18 protein-coding genes are annotated in these 21,398 nt (G+C 45.3%); 11 read left to right on the top strand and 7 right to left on the bottom strand.

Annotation, left to right across the window (positions count from 1 at the left end; genetic code table 11):
- Positions 1-57: 57 nt before the first annotated feature.
- The 3 genes from A8C56_RS20360 to A8C56_RS20350 all read right to left on the bottom strand — a co-directional run bounded on the left by A8C56_RS20360 (position 58) and on the right by A8C56_RS20350 (position 7,247).
- Positions 58-2,514, bottom strand: coding sequence for a glycoside hydrolase family 9 protein (locus tag A8C56_RS20360; RefSeq protein ID WP_245645615.1), 2,457 nt, complete (start codon positions 2,512-2,514; stop codon positions 58-60).
- A 78-nt stretch (positions 2,515-2,592) separates the two neighbouring features.
- The gene (locus A8C56_RS20355; protein ID WP_067760202.1) at positions 2,593-4,182 is read right to left on the bottom strand and encodes a SusD/RagB family nutrient-binding outer membrane lipoprotein; all 1,590 of its coding nucleotides are present in this window, start codon (positions 4,180-4,182) and stop codon (positions 2,593-2,595) included.
- A 23-nt stretch (positions 4,183-4,205) separates the two neighbouring features.
- Complete coding sequence (locus A8C56_RS20350) at positions 4,206-7,247, bottom strand: SusC/RagA family TonB-linked outer membrane protein (RefSeq protein WP_067760199.1); 3,042 nt, start codon at positions 7,245-7,247, stop codon at positions 4,206-4,208.
- 586 nt (positions 7,248-7,833) lie between these two features.
- Between A8C56_RS20350 and A8C56_RS20345 the strand changes: the two genes are divergently transcribed.
- The 9 genes from A8C56_RS20345 to A8C56_RS20305 all read left to right on the top strand — a co-directional run bounded on the left by A8C56_RS20345 (position 7,834) and on the right by A8C56_RS20305 (position 15,023).
- Positions 7,834-9,111 (top strand): Gfo/Idh/MocA family protein, encoded by a 1,278-nt coding sequence (locus tag A8C56_RS20345; RefSeq protein WP_067760196.1) that lies wholly within the window; start codon positions 7,834-7,836, stop codon positions 9,109-9,111.
- Between the two features lie 32 nt (positions 9,112-9,143).
- Positions 9,144-9,917 (top strand): sugar phosphate isomerase/epimerase family protein, encoded by a 774-nt coding sequence (locus A8C56_RS20340; protein WP_084490464.1) that lies wholly within the window; start codon positions 9,144-9,146, stop codon positions 9,915-9,917.
- Between the two features lie 74 nt (positions 9,918-9,991).
- Complete coding sequence (locus tag A8C56_RS20335) at positions 9,992-10,369, top strand: DoxX family protein (RefSeq protein ID WP_067760190.1); 378 nt, start codon at positions 9,992-9,994, stop codon at positions 10,367-10,369.
- Positions 10,370-10,448: 79 nt separating this feature from the next.
- Positions 10,449-10,892 carry an IPExxxVDY family protein gene (locus A8C56_RS20330; RefSeq protein WP_067760187.1) on the top strand — a complete coding sequence of 148 codons (444 nt, stop codon included), beginning with the start codon at positions 10,449-10,451 and terminating at the stop codon, positions 10,890-10,892.
- 11 nt (positions 10,893-10,903) lie between these two features.
- Positions 10,904-11,134, top strand: a complete 231-nt coding sequence (locus A8C56_RS20325; protein WP_067760185.1) for a 4a-hydroxytetrahydrobiopterin dehydratase — start codon at positions 10,904-10,906, stop codon at positions 11,132-11,134.
- A gap of 37 nt (positions 11,135-11,171) precedes the next feature.
- The gene (locus A8C56_RS20320; protein ID WP_067760184.1) at positions 11,172-11,642 is read left to right on the top strand and encodes a DUF4920 domain-containing protein; all 471 of its coding nucleotides are present in this window, start codon (positions 11,172-11,174) and stop codon (positions 11,640-11,642) included.
- Positions 11,643-11,903: 261 nt separating this feature from the next.
- On the top strand, positions 11,904-13,484 hold the full coding sequence (gene atpA / locus A8C56_RS20315) for a F0F1 ATP synthase subunit alpha (RefSeq protein ID WP_067762340.1): 1,581 nt from the start codon (positions 11,904-11,906) through the stop codon (positions 13,482-13,484).
- Positions 13,485-13,825: 341 nt separating this feature from the next.
- Positions 13,826-14,539: a LytR/AlgR family response regulator transcription factor gene (locus A8C56_RS20310; protein WP_067762338.1), complete on the top strand. Its 714-nt coding sequence runs from the start codon at positions 13,826-13,828 to the stop codon at positions 14,537-14,539.
- A gap of 91 nt (positions 14,540-14,630) precedes the next feature.
- A complete protein-coding gene (locus A8C56_RS20305; RefSeq protein WP_067760183.1) occupies positions 14,631-15,023 on the top strand; it encodes a hypothetical protein in 393 nt (130 codons plus the stop codon).
- Here A8C56_RS20305 and mtgA read toward each other — a convergent pair.
- The 4 genes from mtgA to A8C56_RS20285 form a co-directional block, all read right to left on the bottom strand.
- A complete protein-coding gene (gene mtgA, locus A8C56_RS20300) occupies positions 15,020-15,715 on the bottom strand; it encodes a monofunctional biosynthetic peptidoglycan transglycosylase (protein WP_067760182.1) in 696 nt (231 codons plus the stop codon). The two genes, A8C56_RS20305 and mtgA, sit on opposite strands and share 4 nt — an antisense overlap.
- A gap of 65 nt (positions 15,716-15,780) precedes the next feature.
- The gene (locus tag A8C56_RS20295; RefSeq protein ID WP_067760181.1) at positions 15,781-16,401 is read right to left on the bottom strand and encodes a LysE family translocator; all 621 of its coding nucleotides are present in this window, start codon (positions 16,399-16,401) and stop codon (positions 15,781-15,783) included.
- Positions 16,402-16,441: 40 nt separating this feature from the next.
- The gene (locus A8C56_RS20290; protein WP_067760180.1) at positions 16,442-17,971 is read right to left on the bottom strand and encodes a GH3 family domain-containing protein; all 1,530 of its coding nucleotides are present in this window, start codon (positions 17,969-17,971) and stop codon (positions 16,442-16,444) included.
- A 215-nt stretch (positions 17,972-18,186) separates the two neighbouring features.
- Complete coding sequence (locus A8C56_RS20285) at positions 18,187-19,341, bottom strand: glycosyltransferase family 2 protein (RefSeq protein ID WP_169818806.1); 1,155 nt, start codon at positions 19,339-19,341, stop codon at positions 18,187-18,189.
- Between the two features lie 136 nt (positions 19,342-19,477).
- On the opposite strand from A8C56_RS20285, the gene A8C56_RS20280 reads away from it, so the two are divergent.
- Together A8C56_RS20280 and thiL are read left to right on the top strand one after the other, a co-directional pair.
- Complete coding sequence (locus tag A8C56_RS20280; RefSeq protein WP_067760175.1) at positions 19,478-20,248, top strand: inositol monophosphatase family protein; 771 nt, start codon at positions 19,478-19,480, stop codon at positions 20,246-20,248.
- 61 nt (positions 20,249-20,309) lie between these two features.
- A complete protein-coding gene (gene thiL, locus A8C56_RS20275) occupies positions 20,310-21,344 on the top strand; it encodes a thiamine-phosphate kinase (RefSeq protein ID WP_179946950.1) in 1,035 nt (344 codons plus the stop codon).
- Positions 21,345-21,398: the final 54 nt, after the last annotated feature.

The following is a 21,398-nucleotide window of genomic DNA, read 5'->3' as shown; positions in this document are numbered from 1 at the left end:
GTTTTTATATGACCATGAGGTACTAATTGCTAAAAGCTGATAACTATTTCTCAACGCTCATTGCTCCTTCAACAGCTGATCGATCCGCAGGAACCGGTAGCCTTTTTCTCTGAGTGCGTCAATGAGTTGGGGCAGGCGGTCATAGAATTTATCCGTACGGTCCGGGTCAGTACCAATATGCAGCAGCAGTATAAAACCGTTTAACCCGGAAGGGCTTTTTTTTTCATAATGAAGGATGCTGTTATAAATGGTGTCACCGGGCACATATTTTTCTCCCATTTTGGGAAAAGTATAATCTGCATTGCTCCGCGTACCCGGTGTAAAGTTGACCAGCTGTAAACCAAAGTCTTTTGTCCATGCGGCAATCGAATCATTGTACCATTCATAGGCCGGTAAAAAATAAGGAGCCTCCTTGGGGGTAATGTTCCATTGTTTCAGTTCCTGGTAAGCTGCTGTTAAATCGTTCAAAAACTGCCTGCGCGAGATCAGCAGGCTGTCCCGGTTGGTCCAGTCGCAATACAAGGGATGCCGGTCTGAATGCGAGCCCAGGTAGTTACTGTCCTTTTGCAGCAGTTGTATGCCTTTTTTAAAAGAAGGGTTCCGGTAAAAATTACCGGTGAGGAAAAAAGAGGCATGGATCTTTCTTGTTTGCAGGGTTCGGGCAATGGAGTAAATGCCGTCTCCAAATTCATCCCCGGTAAAAACCAGCGCAATATTTTTTTTAGTCGTGTCTCCTCTTATGATCCCTCCATAAGCCGTAACGGTATTATTCCCTGAAAGGTTACGGGCTTCCGCTTCCTTTGCGGCCATCAGGTACACCAGCGAGGCGGTTCCGTCTGTTGTAGGCTCATTGGTGCTGTAATCGCCGGAATCATCATGATACACCACATAATCCGATTGAAAAGCGGCATAGGGATCCTCATGCATCAATTTTAATCCCCTGAGGTTTTTGAAGATGCTGCCGTATACAGGACCGTCGACCATGCCCCCATCAAGGGGATAATGCTTCAGCTGGGAAAATGAGGAGTGCGGATCGGCGGGCGTATCACCACCTGCCGGTAATCCATACACCATGCCCGTTCCCCATGGGTTGCATCCAAAGAGCCAGTCAAAGCAGGCCTGGGCCAGCTCATCAAACCGGTTATCTCCGCTCAGTTGCCTATACAGGTAACATTGTATGGCAAAAGACGTGTTGAGGTTGTTGGAGCACCAGATAAAGGGAACACCCCGGTAAAAAGCGTTTTTCCTGGCTTTGTTCCATACCCGCTCAATGCCTTCTTTGTAATAGCTGGTTATCGTTTTGTTTTCCGGTGCCGCTGCTTCTTTGGCCAGCTCATAATGTCCGAAATTGTGGAAAGGGTACCATTGGTAATGACGGGCGGTATCCTGCCCCATCCAGGGCGTTACTTTTTCCTCTTTGCTATACCGGATCGATTGTGTATAATAGCTTTTTTCTCCGGTGAGGCTGTAAAGCTCTGCGGCAGCCAGCTCCATATCGTCTGTCCAGTTATCCTCCTCATAGAAATAAGGTTCCCGGTTGGGCGCTGTCTGGCAGGCACCGGGTTTTGCAAGCCCCATTTCATAAGCAGACAGGGACCGCTCTTTAAACAGGGAAGCCAGGGAAGGATTGTTTTGATAAATGATGGCGGCCAAAGCAAAGACGCTGCTGAACTTACCGGCGGTAGAAGCAACGCCGGTTGTCCGGTTTTTGTATTTTCCCAAACCCTGGGGTTTTCCGGTGGCAAAGTAAACAGGCCGCCCCAGCCCGGGGCCCACGCCATAGTCCACAGAATCTTCATCAGGCAGGCGGAAACCATGATGGTCGCGGTCATCCGCCAGTTGATTAAACATCCAGTCTTTACGGGGATGCATTTTCAGCAGCCAGTCAAGCCCCCATTTGGCTTCGTCTAATACATCTGCCATGCCGTTGCTGCCTTCCAGTCCGTTTGCCTGGTAATGATCCGTAAAGATCCCGGGAAAATCCCTGTAGGCGGACAGCAGGTGAAAAGTAGCATTTGCAGAAGTGGTCACATACTGCAGGTAATCTGTTGCATCATGCCAGCCGCCCCATACATTAATGCGGGTGGTATCCGGCATCGGGCCATACATGGTATAACCATCGTGCGTGTGACAACTGTCTTTTAAAAAGGGATTGAATCCGCTCCGCTGCTGTCTTAAGTAGCGCAGCCCGAAATCGGCGATCCCTGCATATACATCATCGCCAATGGTAAAGACAGGCGACCGGGCATTTCCGCAGGTAAGATAATAGGTGCCGGGTGTATGGAATGCGGAAAAATTCAACCGCAGGGTTTGGGAAAAAGGGCCGTAAGCACCAAAAGGCGCGCCTGTAACACCCGAAAAAATCACCGAACCGGTTTGTGTACTGACCAATTGAAAGTTTTTGGGTATAGCATTGTTCTTTGAGGCCCACACTGCAACCTTGATACCTTTGGGAATATATCCCAGCTGATTGATGCGGATCCACTCATCGGCGGCAAATGTTTTTATTGCCATGCCGGGAAATAATAAAATAAAAAGAAAAAATGATCTCCAAAAATACATAATGGCTGTTCCTGTTTTTTAGTAAATGAGTTATTGTGCGTCCCACCATACGCGTCCCAGTAAATTGTCGCCCCCGGGAACGGCATCGGAAGCCGCCTGATAATTGGATGGGTTCACATTGGATTCTGCCAGGGGATAAGGGAACCGCCTCGGTATCTGTCCGTTTGTTGCGTTATTGGGCGCATTTACCGGTGTTAATTGCGGGTAGCCGCTTCTTCTCCAGTTTGACCATGATTCATAAAAATCCAGCATAGTGTTGGTTAATGCCCAGTATTGCGTATTGATCATCTGCAGTCCCTGGCCGGCATTATACGGATGCGCCGCCAGGTAAGTGCCGGCATCGGAAACGCTGATCGTTAATTTTGGATCATATTGCGCCAGATAGGTCATGGCCGCGGTAACCCCGTTATTGTAATGGGTTGCGGCACTGCCTCCAATGCCAAAACGTTGTGCTGCTTCTGCCCAAAGCAGTTCCGCTTCAGGATAAATTAAAAGGAAGGTAGGGCCGTTATTTTTGATCATGCCCGGATGTGGGGAAGAATAATCCGGCATACCCGTATAAGAAGGGTCTGTGGAAATATCTCTTCCGGCAATACCGCTCAGGTCTTTTCCGTTGGGCATTCCTTTTTGTTTGGAAGGGTCTGCGCTATAGCCGGGATTTTGTGTGGTACTGTTTGCGTCCGTATATAACCGGATCACGGCTATTTTACCAAGGCGCGGATCATTGTTGGATTTCAGGAAATTGATGAAGGTGTTGGACCATTTTACATAATAGGGCTCCTGGCCGCCATCGCCCAGCAGCACCAGGCTGTTGCGGTTAATGGTAGACAAACCACCGGTTTCATCCCCGTTGATGAATGCATTATCTGTATTATCGGTCATTGTTTTTCCCACAACTTTCTGTACCCAGGTTTTTGCGGTTGCAGGGTCTGCTTTTGTAAGCCGCATTGCCATCCTCAAAATAAGGGTATTGCCAAACCGTTTCCATTTTTCAATATCGCCATTGTAAATAACATCGCCGGAAGGCTTGTCTGCCGATGAATCCAGCGCAGCAACAGCATCACTTACTTCCTGCAGCATACCCTTGTAAATATCCTGCTGTTTGTCGTATTTCGGAAAATAATTTTTATCATAATAACCCAAACCGGCTTCTGAATAGGGGCAATCGCCGTAAAGATCCGTAATGCGCTCAACAATCAAGGAGCGCATAATGTGCGCAATCTGGTAAAGATTTTTGTATTGGGGCTTGTCTTTTGTTGTTTGCAGAATATCCGCAATAGGTTTTAATTGTTCGGAATATGCGCCATCGCCGCTGAACCCCCAGTAGGCAGCCGTATATCCTTCGTTCAGCGTATACTTATCTCCGCCCCAGTAGGACAGCACGGTTGCAAAGCCCTGTATCATGCCGGAACAGTAAATAAGATTGGCGCGCCAGGTGTCATAGGCAAAGTCGTAGCTGCCGGTATAAGCTACCTGAGCGGTCGTAAGCAGGTAGTTTGGGTCAAAATTCTGCTCATTGTAAGTAGCCGGGTTAGTATTGATCCTGTCGAAATTTTTTGTGCAGGCGGCCTGTAAAAAAAGCACGGAAGCAGAAATAATATATAAAGCTGATTTTTTCATTGCTGTAATTTTTTGGAACGCGTTTAAAATTTTAAATTCAGGTTGGCGCCAAATGTGCGCGTGGAGGGCACACCGCCCAGCTCAAGCCCATACGCGGTAGGAGAAAAGCTCGATTCGGGGTCCACATTTTCTGTTTTGCGCATCAGGTAAAACAGATTTCGGCCCACAATGCTGAGAGAAGCGCCTTTAATGCCCTTTCCAAACAGTCCGGAGGGGAACGTGTATTCCAGCACCACCGATCTGAATTTTATAAAACCGGCATCTTCTACAAATAATTTTGAAACATTGGATGCCAGAGTACTGTAATAGGTAGCGGCATCCAGGTTATTGCCAAAAGTGCCTTCGCGGTTTACCAGCGTTGCCTTGGACAAGCCAAATGTATATCCGCGGTAATCGGTTCCTGAAAACAGTTTGCCGCCAAACTTCCCGTCAATAAGAAAGGACAGGTGAAAATGTTTATAGTAAAGATCATTGCTGAAACCGGCCATCCATTTGGCATAGGCAGATCCATAAGGCTTCAGCAACCCTCTGGCCGGTACGCCGCTGGCGGTCTTTATAATATTGCCGGCATCGTCATATTTGTAATCATATGCCATGATCTGGTTGGCGGGTAACCCAACGATCTGCTGAATGAATCCAACAGCAGTGCTGGAGGTACCAACGGCCAGTGAAGACTGATTGTTAGCCAGGGCAAGCACCTTGTTATTATTTACGGAACCGTTCAGGGCTGTTTTCCAGGTAAAACTGCTCCCCTTTACCGGCGTACCGGATAATAGAAGTTCCCAGCCTTTGTTTTGCAACTGGCCGATATTTAAAACAGCGCCTCCATAACCGGAAGCAATGGAAGCCGGTGCGCTCAGGATTTCATTGGATGATTTTTTGTTGTACCAACTCAGATCCAGGTTCAGACGGTTGTGAAAAAATCCAAGCTCGGTTCCGATCTCCAGTTCCTTTGCCAGTGAAGGTTTTAAGGAAGAGTTGGGAATGTCTGAGTTATTGATGAGGCCCTGCGGCAGCCCGTTAAAGGTGGTGCCGGCAAAGATGTAGCTGAGCTGCGTCTGGTAAGGAGCGGTAGCCTGTCCTACTTCTGCATAGCCAGCCCTTAGTTTTCCGTAGCTGAACCATTCGTTGGGCTTCAGCAGCTCGGAAAATATAAAAGAGCCGCTTACAGAAGGGTAAAAAACGCCGACTTTATTATTGGTTCCCGGTGTAGCCAGTGTAGAGAACCAGTCGTTTCTTCCGGAACCGGTCAGGTACAGGTAATTTTTATAGGCAAGATCCAGGGTGCCGTACACGCTTTGCACTTCCTGGTCAGAGGGAAGGTAATAGACCGTTTTTACAGATGTGTTCAGGATATTATATACAAAGGGAATCTGGAACGTTTCCCCATGATTTTCATATTCGGCCGATTTTGTACGGCGGTAGCTGGCGCCCAGGTTAGGCGTTATGGTCAGGTCGGGGGAGAGCTTAAAATCTTTTCCGGCAAGAAGATCTGCGTTCAGATCCTTGTAGCTGGTGTTATATTCAGACATAGAGCCTTTGGGCCTGTAAGCTGTGCCTGTGGGAACAACGGATAAATAATGGTCGTTATAATTATCTATGCCTGCGCGGCCCTGTAGGAAAACCCCGTTATCAAACGTATAACGAAGCCGTACGGAGGAAATGAACCGGTTGCGCTCTGTATTGTTAATAAACTTTTCGGCGGCAAACCAGGGGTTGGTGGCGTTTACAGACGGGGAATAAGCCAGTTCGGACCCATCAGGATTGGTGGCTTTTTCAAGCGTCCGCACATCTACGCTGGTGGGTAAAAACATGACATTATAATTGGAGTTCCCGGACGGATCACTGAGCAGGGGCCGGTTCTTTGCCTGCTCAAGGATGTAATTGGCATGCACATCTGCAAGAAATCTTGGCGTCAGATTATAATTGGCAGACAGGTCAAATGTCTGGCGGTTGATACCGCTGTTGGGAACAATAGACCGGCTGGTAAGATCACTGGCCGAAAAACGTATAGCGCCTCCCTCAAAAGTCCGGTTCAATGCAAGGGTATTGGTAAAAGTGCCCCCGGTCCTGTAAAAGTTCTGGAGATTGTTCTTCTGGGCTACATAAGGCCGTACACCACCATCAAACTGCACAACAGGGCTGCCATCCAGCTTGCCGCCCCAGCTGGACTGACCAGACTGGAAGGCTACCAGTTGTGAAGTGGGCTTCAGGTTATTGGCGCCCTGCCCGTAAACATATTGCCAGTCTGTCAAGTCCACCACCTTTTCTGCCACGTAATTGGAGTTCAGCTCTATGCTGTTCGATTTGGCTGTTTTGGTAGTGATTAAAATAACGCCTGCCTTTGCGCGGTAGCCATATAAGGCGGAGGCTGCGGCACCCTTTAGCACAGAGATCGTTTCAATATCATCCGGATTAATATTGCTCATGGCATCGCCCAGATCCGGAACGTTGGAGTACTGGCTTCCGTCTGAAGAATTAGGCTGACTTTCAACCGGAATGCCATTAATAACATACAGGGGCTGATTGGTTTGGGTAAGGCTGGAAATACCCCGGATAATGACATTGGATGAAGCGCCCGGACCACCCGCTATACCGCTTACATTTACCCCGGCTACCTTTCCTTCCAGCGAGTTGAGCACATTTACTTCCCGCGCCTGTGTAAGGTCTTTTCCGTTCACTTCACTGACCGCATATCCGAGAGAAGCCTTTTGCCGCTTTACCCCCAGGGCGGTTACCACTACTTCGTTCATTTCACTGGTGGTCTTCTCCAGGTAAATGGTAAGAAAGGAATCGGTGGCTGCAGTTTCCTTTTGACTATATCCCACGTAAGAAACAACCAGCAAAGGAGCCGCAACCGCCGTTTTGATAGAGAACGAGCCGTCCTTTTTAGTTGTAACACCCTGTTCCGTGCCTTTAATAGTTACAGATACACCACTCAGGGGGCTACTGTCTGCAGCATCCAGCACTTTGCCGGTAAATACTCTATGCTGGGCATAAAGCGGGTGAGCCATACAGAAGCCGATAACAGCAAGTGTTATGTTGCGGAAATGTTTCAGAAGCATATTATTAATATTATAATAAAAAAAAAGGCATCATACTGCCCGGTGTATTACCAGGCTCATTCAATCATTTCATCATCATTTTACAAACGGAGAAGCACAATCACACGGCGCCCGAACTTTCTCTTTTTGTAATCCTGCTTACACTGGCTGCTGTTTTGTAGCAGAAAGTTATAATAAAAATGCATAAAAACGCAACAAAAATTTTCTATTTTTTTTGAAAAGTAAAAAAATACCAATATTTAAAGGTATTTCAGAAAAGTGTCAGATGATCGAAATGTTGATATTATTTGCCTATTTTATATTTTTTATCATATAAAACGCATAAAAACGCTATTTTCTATAAACCGGGTTTTGGATCGTTCCGGGTTGTTTAAGAGGCTTTGGACTGTTGTTGAAAAGGCGGAAATCGTATCAGGTTCAGCAGGGGTTTACAAAAATAAAACGGTCTGTTCCTTCTGTGCATTGTCATCATCTGAACCATCAGAAACTTTGGGTAAAGCTTTTCAGTTCTCTTTGTGTATTTTTATGCTGTAAAATTTTATTTCGGTTGATACAATAAAAGGCCCTGTTCCCTCAATCTGTAAAAATGAAAAGAAAAAGATTTATTCAGCAAACTGCCATGGGCGCCCTGGCGTTTACCATTGTGCCCCGTTCTGTTCTGGGTGGCAAGGGGCACCTGGCCCCAAGTGATCGTGTCCAGCTCGGTTATATTGGTTTGGGAAAACAATCCCATCATCTTGTTAATGCTATTAACGGTCCTAAGGAAACATTAGTGCTTGCCGCCTGCGATGTGGATGCAAAAAAGCTGGATTACTTTACCGGCCTTGCCCAAAAGGCAAATGAAAAAAAAGTAAAAACGGAAATAAAAGGCTACAAACATTACCGGGAACTGCTGGAACGGAAAGATATTGATGCCGTGGTTATTGCTACTCCGGATCACTGGCATGCGCAGATAGCTATTGATGCTGCAAAAGCCGGTAAGGATATTTATTGCGAAAAACCATTGGCGTTGACCATTGCCGAAGGCCGTGCTATGGTAAATGCCACGCGTAAGTACAAACGTGTTTTCCAGACCGGGAGCATGCAGCGCTCTTCCTATAATTTCCGGCAGGCGGCTGAACTGGTAACAAATGGATATATCGGTAAGATCACAGAGATCAATGTTTCCGTTGGTGAGCCGGTAAAGCAATGTGACCTGCCTACAGAGCCTACCCCGGATTATATTGACTGGGATCTTTGGATCGGGCCTTCCTTTTACAGGGGATATAACGCTATACTGGCACCGCCTGTTGATGCAAAAGAATGGGCCTGGTGGCGCGGTTATGCGGGATTTGGCGGCGGGTATATTACCGACTGGGGTGCCCATATGTTTGATATTGTGCAATGGGCGCTGGGCATGGACAATTCCGGCCCCGTAACATTTATTCCGCCTGAAGGGCCCGGTGCAAAAGAAGGACTGTCCTTTATGTATGCCAACGGCATTAAGGTAAATCATAAGAACTGGGGTGAGGGCAACTCCATTCAGTTTATTGGCGATAAAGGGAAAATAGAAGTAAGCCGCAGCTTTTTAAGGACACAACCCGAAAACCTGGCGCAACTGAAATTTAAAACAAGCGACAGGCGGTTATACTTCAGTGATAACCATTACCAGGATTGGGTGGACGCTATAAAAAAACGTTCCAGGCCGATTTGTGATGTGGAAACCGGGCACCGCACCGCTACTGTTTGCAACGCGGTGAACATTGCTTACGAGCTGCAAAAGAAGCTGAAATGGGATCCTGTTAAAGAAGCTTTTGACAATGAATCTGCCAACCAGATGCGCAGCCGGCCCTATCGTGGTGAATGGGATTTCAGGAAGTTCTGAAACCCGTGAGCATTCATTTTATCCTGCAAAATATGACGTATAAAAAAGAAGCAATAGGCGTTCAGCTCTGGTCCGTAAAGAATGACCTGGCAACCGATTTTGAAGGTACATTGCAGGCCCTCGCCTGTAAAGGCTTTAGCTATGCGGAAGCTGCCGGTTATAGCCCGGAGGCCCGTACGGTGCTGGGTGTAAAGCCCGGGCTCCTGAAGAGGAGAGCCGATGCGCTTGGCTTGGACCTCATCAGTTTACATGCTAACGCTGCTTCTGATACTATTGAGCTATTACTGGAAGACGGTGCCGCTCTCCGGATAAAATACATCATCTGCTCTATGTTCCCCGACGAACGGCGAACGGTAGATTCCTATAAAGAAATAGCGGAAACATATAATAAACTGGGCCGTATTGCAAAAAAAGCGGGGATACAGTTAGGATACCATAATCACCATTTTGAATTTGAGGCAGTCAACGGCACCTTGCCTTTTGATACATTGTTAAGCCATACAGACCCGGAGCTGGTCGTTTTTGAACTGGATCTGGGATGGGTCGTGCAGGCCGGTCATGATCCGGATGCCTTTATCCAAAGATACCCGGGACGTTTTCCTTTATGGCATTTAAGAGATGTGGATGCCGGCGGACAACCTGTAAATGCCGGTGACGGGATAGTAGACTTTCCTGCTGTGTTCCGGCAAAAAGAACAGGCCGGGATGCTGTACAGCATTATAGAAACGCCTTCTGCAGCCCAAAATGGTTTGGAGCGGGTAGCTGCCAGCTATAATTATTTTGAAAAAAAGCGCCTCTGTGTGTAAGCAACACTATAACAGGTGGCGGAAGGTAATGGGATTGTAAAGGAGCTGACTTTAACAGCTTAAATCAAACAAAAATGAAAATAGTAAAACAGATCGTCTTCACCCTTTTTGCATTAATGTTTATTAATGCCGGGCTTAATAAGTTCTTTATGTATATGCCTGCGCAGCAGATGACGCCGGAACAGATGGAAATAGCCGGCGCCATTTTAAAGTTGAAATGGCTGTTTCCGCTTTTAGGCATCATGGAAACAACAGGAGGCCTGCTGGTTATTTTTCCCAAAACAAGAGCTTTAGGTGCTCTTGTGATTTTTCCTGTTATGGTGGGCATTGTTTTGCATCACACGACCCTGGATCCCTCAATACCCGGGTTGCCGATAGCAATCGTATTGCTGATCATAAATAGCTGGATGCTTGTTGATAATTATAAAAAGTACCGGCCCATAATTGCCTGACCGGATCTTTGGCCAACTGTCAATAGTTATTACCTTTACAAAAATGCTGGATTATACAGCAGTAGTAACTATGTAATTCATGGCCACCGTAAAATTATCATTAAATACCGAGCAGATCACCGAGGAGTTTTTTGAAGATACAAAGCTCCTGGGCATAGTAACCACGGTAAAGGATTATAAATTTTGCTGGAACCTGAATAACCTGCTGGAACTGGATTTCAGGATCAATCATGATATTGAGATAAAGCTGAAAAGAAAACGGAGATTATATTTTTTCTCCGTTTATGAATACCGGGACCCGAACAGCTCCCTTTGCCATTATTTATACAATAATTTGCATGACGGGGAGTTCCTGCTGCCGGAATTCAAGCACCTGGATTTTTTATGGCTGATGAAAAATGATACGGTAACGGATGAATACCTGGAACAGGTAAAAGCCTGGCTCCGGGAAATTCCGGGGGTGCAACTGATCACAGAGCTCACTAATGAAAAAATAAAGAACAAGGATTACCTCATTTTTTAAAACGGTTTGTTATGTGGGAAGAAAAAAACAATACATTATACCGGAAATTTGAATTCAAAGATTTTAATGAAGCCTTTGGTTTTATGACGCGTGTGGCCCTGATCGCTGAAAAGATGGATCATCACCCTACGTGGACAAATACCTATAATAAGGTAGAGATCTGGCTAAATACTCATGATGCGGGGGATATTGTTACAGAAAAAGACAAAAAAATGGCAAACAGCATCAATAATTGCCTTTAATTTGTAAGTAACTCTGCATTTTAAATAATTATATTTTATGGGAAAAGGGTTCTTATTGCTTGCTGCTGTGATGATCACCGCTTCTGTATATGCACAGCCGCCGGCCGGTGAAGCAAAAAAGGGAGATACATATGGCGAAAAAATTAGTGCCCGGGGCGCCATCTCGGTAATGGAACTGGTAGATAAAATGCATCAGACTGATACTTTGCAGACCAGGGTAACAGGCAAAGTGCTGGATGTATGTCCCAAAAAAGGCTGCTGGCTGACGTTAGAACTGCCGGACAAATCAGGGATGTTTGTAAAATCCCGGAATTATAACATCTTCGTGCCTGTTGCCTTAAAAGGAAAAACAGTTGTTTTAGAAGGCGTTGCGTTTAACAAAACCACTTCCGTTAGTGAATTAAAGCATTACGCAGAGGACGCAAAAAAAACCCAGGCTGAAATTGACGCCATTACAGAGCCTCAGAAAGAGATCCGGTTCCAGCCCACAGGGGTATTGGTGCTGTAAAGGCAAATGCCCCCTGATCCCTGGTTTAAAAGCACCTGGATTTTTTCTGCATCAGCACTGTAAATGCCGGAGATGCAGATACGAATGAGCCCTTTCAAACGCCGGGTTCCGGCAACAGACAGGAACAGATTTCAGCCGGCGGATAAAAATCAATATCCCGTTTATTTTTTTGTTCTGAATGCGCTAATACACTACTTTTGCAGCCTGAAAACGGGCGTTAGGCCAAAATTCAAAGAATTAAATTATAAAATCTCATTATTTATGCCGGAAATAAAACCAGACGAAATAAGCGCCATTCTTAGGGAGCAGTTGAGCAATTTTAATGCTCAGGCCGATTTGGAGGAAGTGGGTACCGTACTACAGGTGGGTGATGGTATCGCCCGTGTATACGGACTTGGAAATGTAAGATATGGCGAATTGGTTGAGTTTGAAGACGGCGTTCGTGCCATAGCCCTTAACCTGGAAGAAGATAATGTGGGCGTGGTACTGATGGGTGAAGGAAAAGATATTAAAGAAGGCTCAAAGGTGCGCCGCACCAAGCAGATCGCTTCCATTAAAGTGGGTGAAGGTATGACCGGCCGTGTGGTAAACACCCTGGGGCAACCTATTGATGGCAAAGGACCTATTACCGGAGAGCTTTATGAAATGCCTCTGGAGCGGAAAGCACCGGGAGTAATTTTCCGTGAACCGGTAAAAGAACCGCTGCAAACCGGTATTAAAGCGATTGATGCCATGATCCCGATCGGCCGCGGCCAGCGGGAACTGATCATTGGCGACCGCCAGACCGGTAAAACAGCCATTGCCATTGATACCATTATTAACCAGAAAGAATTTTTTAAAGCCGGTCAGCCGGTTTATTGTATCTATGTCGCCATTGGGCAAAAAGCCTCTACCATTGCAGGAGTGATGAAAACCCTGGAAGACAATGGCGCAATGGATTATACCACCATTGTTGCAGCTTCTGCTTCTGATCCGGCTCCTTTGCAGTTCTACGCTCCGTTTGCGGGTGCTGCTATTGGCGAGTATTTCCGTGATACAGGCCGTCCTGCACTGATCATTTATGATGACCTTTCAAAGCAGGCCGTAGCGTATCGTGAAGTTTCGCTGCTGTTACGCCGTCCCCCGGGCCGCGAAGCGTATCCGGGTGATGTGTTCTACCTGCACAGCCGTTTGCTGGAAAGAGCCGCCAAAGTGATCAGCAATGATGAGATTGTTAAGAATATGAATGATCTTCCGGATTCCATTAAACACCTTGTAAAAGGTGGCGGTTCCTTAACAGCTTTACCCATTATTGAAACCCAGGCCGGTGACGTATCAGCATATATCCCCACCAATGTAATCTCTATCACAGACGGACAGATCTTCCTGGAATCATCCTTATTCCTTTCCGGCATCCGCCCCGCTATTAACGTAGGTATTTCCGTAAGCCGTGTAGGAGGTAATGCACAGATCAAATCCATGAAGAAAGTGGCCGGTACCTTAAAGCTGGACCAGGCGCTTTACCGTGAGCTGGAAGCTTTTTCCAAGTTTGGCGGAGACCTTGATGCTGCAACCAAGAACGTAATTGACAAAGGGGCGCGTAACGTGGAGATCCTGAAACAGGCACAATACTCTCCTTATCCCGTAGAAAAACAGGTTGCCATTATTTACCTGGGCACCAACGGGCTGATCAAAGACGTTCCTGTAAATAAGGTAAAGGAGTTTGAAGAGCATTTCCTGCTGGAAATGGAAAATAAATACCCCGATGTTCTGGCTGAATTCAAAAAAGGGAACCTCCCCGAAGAAGGGCTGAAAAAAATGGTGGAACTGTCCAACAGCATCATCCCTCAGTACAAGAAATAATAACATTATCCTTTGGATATATGATCTTAAGCTGCCTCCGGGCAGCTTTTTATTTGCCGGTAGCCGTTGTAGTGCGGAACTAACTCTACTATTGGATCAATATTAGAAACGGAAGAAACGATATCAAAAGTCATCGTTTCGGGCGAATCCTGCAATAGCAGGAAGAACCGGCAAATTCCATTAAAATTTTCCAAAGCTGCAGGGCGATATGATGACTTCTGTCTTTTGGGGCAGCCTCATTCCCCTGCTGTAATGGCCTGCGCCGCAATAAATGTATGTTTTTACAGAGCTTGGTTTTTTCATATTGCAAAAAATCCTTAATTTTAGGTAACATTTTGGAAATGAACAGGAAGGGCCCTCTTACATGTTTGCTGGTTGATGATAACAAAGTGGCACGCGTCACGTTAAGAAAAATCCTTCAGAATATTAATGCCGTAACTGTTGTTGGTGAGTGCGGGAATGCACTGGAAGCAAAAGCGTTCCTGGATGAGAACCCGGTGGATGTTTTATTTTTAGATGTAGAAATGCCGGAAATGAGCGGGCTGGAACTGTTGCGTTTACTCACCAACAGGCCGCATACTATTCTGACTACGGCAAAAGAGAATTATGCCGTTGAAGCATTTGAATTAAACGTGGTAGACTACCTGGTAAAGCCGTTTACGCTGACAAGGGTAATAACGGCACTGGACAAAGCGCAGGAACTGATCCGTTTCAAGCAATCTCCGCAAACCAATACGGTCACTCCAAAGCAGCTCTTTATAAAGGAAAACAAGGTAATCCGGAAAGTGAACCTGGACGATATTTTATGGATGGAGGCAAAGGGCGATTATGTGCAGTTTAAATTACCGGATAGGTCCTATATGGTACACGGCAGCCTGAAAGCAATTGAAGATAAATTTTCTTCAGATCAGTTCATAAGGGTACACCGGAGCTATATAATAGCCATAGATAAAGTGGAGTATATTGAAGACCGGCTGGTATATATAAAAAATCAACCAATACCTGTTTCAGAAAGTTATAAAGACGCACTGCTGGCAAAGCTGCATCTTTTGTAAGCGGAAAGCCAAAAAAATGAGGAGGGAACGCATCCTTCCTGTACATTGAACCCTCTTTAATTAATATAAAGCAACTAAAATGCTAGCTATAATGACAGAATCCTTTCTCAATAATTCAGAGTCCTCTTATAACAATCTCAACTACCTGAAAGACCTGTTGGGGGCGGATAAAGATGCAATAAGTGATATCCTGGCAGAAATAAAAAGCCAGTGGGCAGATGATTGCCGTGAACTTAAAGAGGCCGTGCATGTAAAAAATGTGGATGAAATAAAACGATTGCTTCACCGGATTAAATCAACATTCTCGCCCCTGGGGCCGGGCCATATTTTATACAAAACCGTTATTGACAAAGAAGAGGCGCTTTTTGCAAATGAGGCACCGGTGCCCGTTGATGAGGCTTACTGGCATCCCTGGATCGGCTTCATGGAAACTGGAGTGCATCAGTTAGCAACTGATGAGGATAGCAATGCTGCAACGGCTTAATCGGCCTGAACAATGCGTTGAATATCCCTGTCCGGCTTTAAAAAATTCATTTGCTGAACAATTTTTCTTGCCCTTGAAGCAACATAGGGCGACATAGGTCTGACACTCAGCTTTAAAGGGTTGGGCAGGATGGCTGCAATAGCCGCGGCTTCATACTGGGTAAGATTTTTTGCGGGTTTATTGAAATAGGTTTGGGCAGCCTGCTCAATTCCAAAAATACCGTTGCCCGTTTCCGCTACATTTAAATATACTTCAAGAATCCTTTTTTTACCCCATATTCTTTCGATCATAAAGGTAAAATAAGTTTCCAGTCCTTTACGGAACCAGCTTCGGCCCTGCCATAAAAATACATTTTTTGCGGTTTGCTGGCTGATGGTGCTGGCGCCTCTTAACCGTCCCGGCTTTTTCTGATTGTATTCTATTGCTTTCTGGATACTTTTCCAGTCAAAACCATTATGATCCGGAAACAGCTGGTCTTCTGACGCAATTACTGCCAGGCGGGCATTTTCTGAAACATCTGCTGAAGACTTGTTCCGGCTGTGGCAACCTCTGCCCGCCAGCATACTGCCGATCTGGGTAAAGGTGACCGGAGGGTTTACCCATTTCAATAGTACAATATATATGAACTGGCCAATGAACAGTACTACGAATAACCGCAGGCCCCATTTCCATATTCCCTTTAAAACGCGCATCTTCTTAAATCATATACCGAGTACTGTGATAAAAATAAGAAAGCTGTCCCATTATTTCCCGTTTTTTAAACGAGGAGCCTTATAATAAGCGCCAGTCCAAAGCACATCAGCACAAAACCATTTATACGGTTCAGTAAATGAATGTTTCTGGGAGTAAGGCGGTTACGAATGTTATTGGCCAGCATCACCTTGGTAATATCAGTGCCCAAAACAAATAATAAGCAGGTTACAAAAATTACAATGCGTTCATTAACTGTGTGAGTAATAAATGTTGTGGAAGCAGTTAGCCAGAAAATAAAAACGCCGGGGTTTAAGGTATTTAAAAAAAAGCCGGATAAAAAAAGCTGCAGATAATCGCGCTTGCGAAAAAGAGGCGGCGATTTTTTGATACGGTCCTTAATTCTTATCTTCTTAAAGAAGGCATAGTAAACGCCCAGTATAATCAGAAAAGTGCTGCCGGCAATACTGATGACCACTTTGTGCGAGCTGAGGAGCGTAAAAAACTGTGAAAAAAAATTGCTGATAAACGCAAGAGAAGCATCGCTGGCGGAAACTCCCAGCACAAAAGCCAGTCCGCCCCTATGACCCACATTGATGCTGTGTTTAATGACTGAAAAAAGCACCGGCCCTACCGAAAGGCTGAGCAGCACTCCCATGGTCAATCCTTTAATAAAGGCTTCAATCATAATTGAAAAACAATATAAAGGAAGTTTTCAAAACGGAAAATTAAAGTTGACCGGTTTTTAAAAAATTTTCCCAGTCCCGGAGCATTTTGCCCTTCATTACACGTGGAAATTTATGCTGACTGCCTAATTTGCCTTTCAGCTCCATGAACTTCATAAAAGTTTCCGGAGCCAGCACTTCAATGAAGACATCCTTTAAAGCACTGGTTCTTTCCGTTGCATAGTCGTCGTTTATTTCCTTTAGCTTGTTATCAATAAACGTTATCAGCGCATCTTTGTTTACCGGGTCAGCGGTGGCTACATACCATCTGTGTGCAAAATACCCTTCATAGGGAAAGCCCACTACCGTATATTCCTGTATGCTTATGTTAAAATGATCATTGGCATCCTGTATGGCACGATTCATATTCTCCACGCTCAGATGCTCACCAACAAGGCTTAGAAAATGCCGGGTGCGGCCGGTGATGATCACTTCAGCCTTTTCCTTGTCCAGAAATTTTATTGTATCTCCAATTAGATAACGCCAGCTGCCGGCATTAGTGCTCATCAGCAAGGCATATTCTTTTCCTTCCTCAACCTCATCGATCAGCTTTGCTTCGGGGTTGGCAACAATGGAACCGTCTGAATCAAAATTGCAATTGTCAAAAGGCACAAATTCAAAAAAGATATTATTATTGGTAACCAACTGCATCCCGCGGTCTTCCTTCATTTTATAACCGATGAATCCTTCGCTGGACAGATAGTTCTCTACATATACAATGGGCTTGCCCAATAATTTGTCAAAAGACTTTTTGTAAGGTTCAAAGGCAACGCCGCCATGCACAAAAACGCCAAAATTTGGCCATATTTCATGAATATTTGCCAATTTATAGCGTTCTATTACCATTTCCATACACATCTGGCACCATGCCGGCACGCCAACAATGTACCCGATGTCCCATTTATGGGCATTGTCCACAATTTCATTCAGCTTTTGGTTCCAGTCTGCTATTGCTGCAATTCTGCCCCCGGGCTTATAAAAGGTCTGGAACCAGAAGGGGCGTTTTTTTGCCAGGATGCCGCTAAGATCCCCGGCAAACCAGCCGGCCTCACCTTTTTGCAGGTTGGTGGCCCCGCCAATGATCAGGAAATCCTTTGTTAGCGACTTTTTATTAGCCTGTTTATAACCAAATACGCTGATAAGCTGCTTTATATAATTGATCGTATTGCTTTTTAAGAGGTCTTCTGTTACGGGAATGTATTTACTGGATGCCTCTGAGGTACCGGAGCTTAATGCATAATATTTTATTTTACCAGGCCAGGTAATGTCCGGCTTTCCTTCCAGGGTTTTCACCCACCATTCATTATAAATTTTATTATAATCAAAAATGGGCACATCTTTCTGAAAGCTTTTTTCTATGTTCCTGGAGAGTAAGATCTTATCGAAATGATAATGTTGGCCAAATTCTGTAAACCTGGCCTTATTTAACAGCTTTTTCAATACTCTTCGCTGCTGTGATTTTGCATTGCGCTTAGGAAGACGCAAGGCGCTGGCAATCGATCGGGGTATTTTAATATCTATTATTGATGCCATATCTTCATACTACACAGGCCGGCAAATATATTGTTTTTTACTTGACGCCGGAGTTAATAATAATCAGAAGCTGTGCCATGGTAAAAATCGGTTAAATGCGTTTTTCTGAAAATTCAGGGCTTAAAAAGCCTGTTTCCGCCTTTGCAGGGTATACAAGTTACTATAAAACCCGCAAAAATGGTACAATTGGTGATTTTAAACAGAAAATATTGATCTTACCCACCTTTTATAATACTCAGCCCGCTGTAAAAGTGTATAAACCGGTGCCTGCTTTCTGTAACAATGGAGATCATTTCAGAAAAAGAAAGGTCCTGTTCACAAAGGTAAACAGCAGCGGTGGGGTTTTGTTCTAACAATGATACCAGGCCGGGAGTTTCTGGGGCTACAACCACAGGGTCTTTAATAGGGCCCTGCACCTGCTCTGAAAGAAGGGCAAGCAGGGATTGGGCGGCGCTTTTCTTTCCGATAATAATGATTGTGGCAGGAGTTGTTGCAGGGGTCGTATCAGGTGATGACCTTAGTTTTGCTGATAGGGCTTTTAGCCCCGCATGACTCCAGATGCCTGCATGGATCAGCCCTGCAGCTATTTTTTTTGATAATCCGGAATAGTGCTTGTTTACAAAAATGCTCATGGCCCGGTAAAAGTTTTTTACATAGCCCAGGCTGTTTTTAGCAGTGCTTTCTCCCTTAAAATGGATGATGGGAGGGTTGGCAAGGTAATAATTTTTTAAACCGGTAAGATGGATCCTGTAACTAAGATCCACGTCTTCCCCGTACATAAAGAACGCTTCATCAAAGCTTCCTGTTTCTTCCAGCACGGATTTCGGTATCATCATGAACGCCCCGGCAAGGATCTCTGCGTAATGATCCCTGTTTTCATCAAGATGCCCCATATAATAGCTGTCAAAAAAGCGGGAACCTGCAAAAAAGCGGCTGATACCTGAGAGCTTAAAAAAAGCGGCCTTTACTGAGGGGATGCCTCTTTTTGATTCTTTTAAAAAACGACCACAGCCATCATACATTCTTATTCCAAGAGCGCCTATCTCTTTGTGCTCCTTAAATAGGTTGATGCAGCCGTCAAAGCAATGCTCCGGTACCAGCGTGTCCGGGTTCAGGAATAAAATATATGTTCCTTTGGCAATAGCCAGGCCCTGATTGCAGGCGCTCCCGAAACCCCGGTTTTTTTTATTGGAGATCCATATAGCTTCCGGAAAAAGGGGTGAAAGATAATCAAAGCTTTCGTCGGATGAACAATTGTCAATAATAATAATTTCAGCAGGAATGTTCTTTATAGCGCGCCGCACCGAATGCAGGCAATGCTCTAAAAAATACTTTACATTATAGTTTACTATGATAATGGATAGCGTCATTTCAATTTTGTCAGAAGCCGCTGCAAAAATAAATGAATTGAGAAGAACCGGATTCTGAATGCTGATCATTCGCGTTTGCCCTGGCTGCTGTTGTGCTGTAACAACAAAGACCACCCGACTTTGCTATCTTTGCCCCATGTTAAAAAACGTTTTACAGGAAGCCGTTATGGCAGGGGCAGAGCAGGTGGTGAACTATTTCAACCAGGCTTTTGAAATAAAATATAAAGAAGGCAGGAATAATCTTGTTACTGCAGCAGATGAAGCTTCAGAAAAAGCTATTATTGAAGTAATACGGAAGGCGTATCCCGATCATCACATCCTTACTGAAGAAAGCGGTGATCTGCCGCAGAATTCGGACTATAAGTGGATCATTGACCCGATTGACGGCACCATCAATTTCGCGCATGGCATACCCATTAACTGTATCTCTATTGCTATTGAATATCAATCAGAGATCATAATGGGCGTAGTATATAACCCCCACATGAAAGAATTGTTCTTTGCGGAAAAAGGAAAGGGGGCCACATTGAACGGGCAGCCGCTAAAAGTAAGCTCCGAGACCAACGCCCTAAAATCCTGCCTGGTAACGGGTTTCCCTTATGTTTATATCAATACGGAAAACGGGCCCTTACAGGTATTTGAGCGGTTTATAAAGGAAGGGGTACCTGTACGCAGGCTGGGCGCTGCTGCACTTGACCTTTGCTGGGTGGCTGCCGGAAGGTTCGACGGGTTCTATGAGCACAAACTGGAGGCCTGGGACAGCGCGGCGGGTTACCTGATCGTGGAAGAAGCCGGTGGAAAAGTGACGGATTTTAACGGCGATACTTTTTCACCCTACCAGCACCGCATCCTGGCAACAAACGGGCTGATACATGAAGAAATGCTGAAGGTTATTAACAATAAATAATGCTTACTGCTAAACACTGAATAGCGTTGATACCGGGTGGTTAGCTTTATATATAATGAAAATGAACAACGAAAGAACAGAAATATCCGATTTGGGTGAGTTTGGTCTTATTGGCCATCTTACAAAAAATATTGAACTGCAAAACGTATCCTCGCTGGTGGGCGTGGGCGATGATGCCGCTGTAATTGACCATTTTGGAAAACAAACAGTGGTTACTACCGACCTGCTGCTGGAAGGAGTGCATTTTGACCTGATGTATACGCCGCTGAAGCACCTGGGCTATAAATCTGTTGTGGTGAACCTGAGCGATGTTTATGCCATGAATGCCACTCCCACACAAATAACCATAGGCATTGGCATCAGCAACCGCTTTAGCCTGGAAGCGCTGGATGAATTTTATGAAGGCGTTTATGCGGCCTGTAATCATTACGGGGTAGACCTGGTAGGGGGGGATACCACCACATCACAAAAAGGATTTGTGATTGCCATAACGGCCATCGGAGAAGTAACACCGGATAAATTTGTAAAGAGGAGCACGGCAAAAAAAGGCGACCTGCTTTGCGTGAGCGGAGATCTTGGCGCGGCATATGTGGGACTGCTGTTCCTTGAAAGGGAAAAGAAAATATTTCTGGAAAGCCCGAAGGTTCAGCCGGATCTGGAAGGAGAAGCGTATGTGATCGGCCGGCTGCTGAAGCCCGAAGCAAGAAAGGATATTATTGAGTTCTTTGCAGAACAGTCGTTGCTGCCGTCATCGATGATGGACATCAGCGACGGGCTGAGCTCGGAAATACTGCATATCTGTAAAGACAGTGAGGTGGGTTGCGTCCTTTATGAAGACAAGATACCCATTGCAGAAGAGACCCGGTCCGCAGCTTTTAAATTTGAAATAGACCCTACTGCCTGTGCGTTAAGCGGGGGCGAAGATTATGAACTGCTGTTTACGATGCCGCAATCGGATTATGAAAAGATCAACAATAATCCTGCAATAAGTATCATAGGGTATATGACCGAAGCCGGGGAAGGCGCACATATCATTACAAAGGGCGGCAGCCGGCATGAAATTACTGCACAGGGCTGGAATCCTATTGGTAAATAAAGTATGTTAAAAGCACTTCTGGAGCTATTTTATACATTACAGGTTAAAAGATTT

It is taken from the genome of Niabella ginsenosidivorans (assembly GCF_001654455.1).
Lineage (GTDB): Bacteria > Bacteroidota > Bacteroidia > Chitinophagales > Chitinophagaceae > Niabella > Niabella ginsenosidivorans.
This window is presented reverse-complemented; position numbering and strand designations above follow the sequence as displayed.

Excerpts from the sequence above, each read along its gene's own strand:
- A8C56_RS20360 (WP_245645615.1), bottom strand. The coding sequence starts at position 2,514 with ATGGCAATAAAAACATTTGCCGCCGATGAGTGGATCCGCATCAATCAG.
- A8C56_RS20355 (WP_067760202.1), bottom strand. The coding sequence starts at position 4,182 with ATGAAAAAATCAGCTTTATATATTATTTCTGCTTCCGTGCTTTTTTTA.
- A8C56_RS20350 (WP_067760199.1), bottom strand. The coding sequence starts at position 7,247 with ATGCTTCTGAAACATTTCCGCAACATAACACTTGCTGTTATCGGCTTC.
- A8C56_RS20345 (WP_067760196.1), top strand. The coding sequence starts at position 7,834 with ATGAAAAGAAAAAGATTTATTCAGCAAACTGCCATGGGCGCCCTGGCG.
- A8C56_RS20340 (WP_084490464.1), top strand. The coding sequence starts at position 9,144 with ATGACGTATAAAAAAGAAGCAATAGGCGTTCAGCTCTGGTCCGTAAAG.
- A8C56_RS20335 (WP_067760190.1), top strand. The coding sequence starts at position 9,992 with ATGAAAATAGTAAAACAGATCGTCTTCACCCTTTTTGCATTAATGTTT.
- A8C56_RS20330 (WP_067760187.1), top strand. The coding sequence starts at position 10,449 with ATGGCCACCGTAAAATTATCATTAAATACCGAGCAGATCACCGAGGAG.
- A8C56_RS20325 (WP_067760185.1), top strand. The coding sequence starts at position 10,904 with ATGTGGGAAGAAAAAAACAATACATTATACCGGAAATTTGAATTCAAA.
- A8C56_RS20320 (WP_067760184.1), top strand. The coding sequence starts at position 11,172 with ATGGGAAAAGGGTTCTTATTGCTTGCTGCTGTGATGATCACCGCTTCT.
- atpA (WP_067762340.1), top strand. The coding sequence starts at position 11,904 with ATGCCGGAAATAAAACCAGACGAAATAAGCGCCATTCTTAGGGAGCAG.
- A8C56_RS20310 (WP_067762338.1), top strand. The coding sequence starts at position 13,826 with ATGAACAGGAAGGGCCCTCTTACATGTTTGCTGGTTGATGATAACAAA.
- A8C56_RS20305 (WP_067760183.1), top strand. The coding sequence starts at position 14,631 with ATGACAGAATCCTTTCTCAATAATTCAGAGTCCTCTTATAACAATCTC.
- mtgA (WP_067760182.1), bottom strand. The coding sequence starts at position 15,715 with ATGCGCGTTTTAAAGGGAATATGGAAATGGGGCCTGCGGTTATTCGTA.
- A8C56_RS20295 (WP_067760181.1), bottom strand. The coding sequence starts at position 16,401 with ATGATTGAAGCCTTTATTAAAGGATTGACCATGGGAGTGCTGCTCAGC.
- A8C56_RS20290 (WP_067760180.1), bottom strand. The coding sequence starts at position 17,971 with ATGGCATCAATAATAGATATTAAAATACCCCGATCGATTGCCAGCGCC.
- A8C56_RS20285 (WP_169818806.1), bottom strand. The coding sequence starts at position 19,341 with ATGACGCTATCCATTATCATAGTAAACTATAATGTAAAGTATTTTTTA.
- A8C56_RS20280 (WP_067760175.1), top strand. The coding sequence starts at position 19,478 with ATGTTAAAAAACGTTTTACAGGAAGCCGTTATGGCAGGGGCAGAGCAG.
- thiL (WP_179946950.1), top strand. The coding sequence starts at position 20,310 with ATGAACAACGAAAGAACAGAAATATCCGATTTGGGTGAGTTTGGTCTT.